General features: G+C 61.1%; 2 protein-coding genes. Both read left to right on the top strand.

Features of this window, described 5'->3' with window-relative positions; all coding sequences use genetic code 11:
* Positions 1-66 precede the first annotated feature (66 nt).
* A complete protein-coding gene (gene macA / locus CQ009_RS17470; RefSeq protein WP_105707765.1) occupies positions 67-1,215 on the top strand; it encodes a macrolide transporter subunit MacA in 1,149 nt (382 codons plus the stop codon).
* Between the two features lie 2 nt (positions 1,216-1,217).
* Positions 1,218-3,176, top strand: coding sequence for a MacB family efflux pump subunit (locus CQ009_RS17465; RefSeq protein ID WP_105707762.1), 1,959 nt, complete (start codon positions 1,218-1,220; stop codon positions 3,174-3,176).
* The last annotated feature ends 141 nt before the right edge of the window (positions 3,177-3,317 follow it).

The following is a 3,317-nucleotide window of genomic DNA, read 5'->3' as shown; positions in this document are numbered from 1 at the left end:
TTGTTGTTTATCTAGCAGAGCCCGGCGTCGCGCCGGGCTCGATCCTGAACGGACTTGTGGGCATTTATGGAAAAGTCGAAGTGGCGCAAAACCGGTATGGGTTTGGCGTTGGCGGTGGTGGCGGGGTTGGTGTTTTACACGGTGCAGGCACCGGCCGAGGCGCCGCAGTACCTGACCGCCACGGTCGAGCGCGATGACATTGAGAACGCGGTGCTGGCCACCGGCGTGCTCGAAGGGATCAAGCAGGTTGATGTCGGTGCTCAGGTCTCTGGCCAACTGAAGTCGCTGAAGGTCAAGGTCGGCGACAAGGTGAAGAAGGGGCAGTGGCTGGCGGAGATCGATCCGCTGGTGTTGCAAAACACCCTGCGTCAGGCTCAGGTCGATGAGGAAAACCTGCAGGCGCAAAAACGCGCCACGCAGGCCCAGCTCAAACAGACCAAAGCGATTTACGAGCGCTATCAGAACCTGCAGGAAGATGCGTCGATTTCGCGCCAGGATTTCGAAACCGCCGAATCCAACTATCAGGTGCAGCAGGCCAATCTGATGTCGCTGGATGCGCAGATCAAAAGCGCGCACATCCAGATCGACACGGCCAAGGTCAATCTGGCGTACACGCGGATTGTCGCGCCGATCGATGGCGATGTGGTCGGCGTGGTCACTCAAGAAGGGCAAACGGTGATCGCCAGCCAACTGGCGCCGGTCCTGCTGAAACTGGCGGACCTGGACACCATGACGGTCAAGGCGCAGGTCTCCGAAGCCGATGTAATCCATATCGCGCCGGGGCAAGAGGTGTATTTCACCATTCTTGGCGAGGACACACGCTACTACGCGAAATTGCGCGGTACCGATCCAGCGCCGCAGAATTTTCTCGAAACCCCGCCCGCCGGCACGCCGAAGCAAAGCAGCGCGGTGTTCTACAACGCTTTGTTTGAAGTGCCGAACCCCGACCATCGCCTGCGCATTTCGATGACCGCGCAGGTGCGCATCGTCCTCGACACCGCCAAGGCAGTGCTGACCGTGCCGGTGGCGGCGCTCGGCCCGCGCAATGCCGATGGCAGCTTTCCGGTGCGGGTGCTGGATGCCAAGGGGCACGCGCAGTCGCGCAATGTGCAGACCGGGATCAACAACAACGTCAAAGTGCAGATCAATGATGGTCTGGCTGAAGGTGATCGCGTGGTCATCGGTGATCCGCTGACCAATGTGGCGGGGGCCTGAGCATGACTGAGCCACTGTTACAGCTGACCGGCATCACCCGCAGTTTCACTGCCGGCGACCGCGAATTTCTCGCGCTGAAGAACATCAACCTGACGATCCATGCCGGGGAAATGGTCGCGATCATCGGCGCCTCGGGCTCCGGCAAATCAACGCTGATGAACATCCTCGGTTGCCTCGATTACGCCACCGCCGGCAGCTACAAGATCAACGGTCAGGAAACCCGTGATCTGGACAATCAGGCACTCGCCGAACTGCGTCGTGACTACTTCGGTTTCATCTTCCAGCGTTACCACTTGCTGCCGCACCTGAGTGCGATGCACAACGTCGAGATGCCGGCGATTTATGCCGGCACGCCACAGCTGCAACGCCATGCCCGGGCCCGAGAGCTGTTGGCGCGACTGGGCCTCGAAGGTCACCTGACGCATCGACCGAGCCAGTTGTCTGGCGGCCAACAGCAGCGGGTCAGTATCGCCCGGGCGTTGATGAACGGCGGCGAAGTGATCCTCGCCGACGAGCCTACCGGCGCGCTCGACACGGCCAGCGGCAAAGAGGTGATGCGCATTCTGCTGGAGCTGCACGCGGCCGGGCACACGGTGATTCTGGTGACCCACGACCCGAAAGTCGCGGCCAACGCTGAGCGCATCATCGAAGTCAGCGACGGCGAAATCCTCAGCGACCGTGCCAACGAACGTGACACCACGCACTTGCTCAGCGATGAGCCGGTGGCGCCGAAAGCCAACGCTTCACGGCGTCTAGTCGCCAGCCTAGGACTGTTCAAGGAAGCCTTCAGCATGGCCTGGGTCGCATTGATCTCGCACCGCATGCGGACGTTGCTGACCATGCTCGGCATCGTCATCGGCATCACCTCGGTGGTATCGATCTCGGCGGTCGGCGAGGGCGCCAAGAACTACGTGCTCAAGGACATCGCGGCCATCGGCAGCAACACCATCGATGTCTATCCCGGCACCAGCTACGGTGACAAGCGTGCGGCGGCCATCGAAACCCTGACGCCGGCCGATGTCACGGCACTGAATCAGCTGTATTACGTCGACAGCGCCACGCCGATGATTGGCCGCAGCCTGTTGCTGCGCTACCGCAATATCGATCTGGATGCCCAGGTCAACGGCGTCAGCGATCAGTACTTCAAGGTGCGCGGCATCAAGATGGCGGCGGGTATTGCGTTCAGCGAAAGCGATGCGCGGCGCCAGGCGCAAGTGGTGGTCATCGATCACAACACCCGGCAACGCTTGTTTGGCCAGGATGTCGATCCGCTGGGTCAGGTGATCCTGATCGGCAACCTGCCGTGCACGGTGATCGGCGTCGCCGCGCCGGATAAAAGCCTGTTTGCCTCGGGTAAGACCCTCAACGTCTGGGTGCCCTATGAAACCGCTGCGGGGCGGGTGTTGGGCCAGCGTTATCTGGACAGCATCAGCGTGCGCATGAAGGACGGCCAGCCGAGCAAAGTGGTGGAAGAGCATGTGACCCAACTGCTGCTGCAACGCCATGGCAGTAAGGATTTCTTCACCAACAACCTCGACAGCGTTTTGCAGACCGTGCAGAAAACCAGTCGTTCGCTGGCGTTGTTGCTGTCGCTGATTGCGGTGATTTCCTTGGTGGTCGGCGGCATCGGAGTGATGAACATCATGCTGGTGTCGGTGACCGAACGCACCCGCGAGATCGGTATTCGCATGGCGGTCGGCGCGCGGCAGTCGGACATTCGTCAGCAGTTTTTGGTGGAGGCGGTAATGGTCTGCCTGTTGGGCGGGGCGATCGGGATTTCCCTGTCGTACGCGATCGGCCATCTGTTTTCGCTGTTTATCAAGGAGTGGGAGATGGTCTTCTCGCTGACCTCGGTGCTCACGGCGGTGATCTGTTCGACGTTGATCGGCATCGTCTTTGGCTTCGTCCCGGCCCGCAACGCCTCGCGCCTCGACCCGATCGAAGCGCTCGCCCGCGACTGACAGCCCGCGCTTGTTGATCGTTCCCACGCTCCGCGTGGGAATGCCTTTAGGGACGCTCTGCGTCCAGTGACGCGAAGCGTCACGGGCTGCATTCCCACGCAGAGCGTGGGAACGATCAACAGCGGCGTTATCGAACAGCGG

The sequence above is a fragment of the Pseudomonas sp. MYb2 genome, assembly GCF_002979955.1.
Taxonomy (GTDB): domain Bacteria; phylum Pseudomonadota; class Gammaproteobacteria; order Pseudomonadales; family Pseudomonadaceae; genus Aquipseudomonas.
The sequence above is the reverse complement of the archived record's forward strand: the minus strand, read 5'-3'. Positions and strand labels throughout refer to the sequence as shown.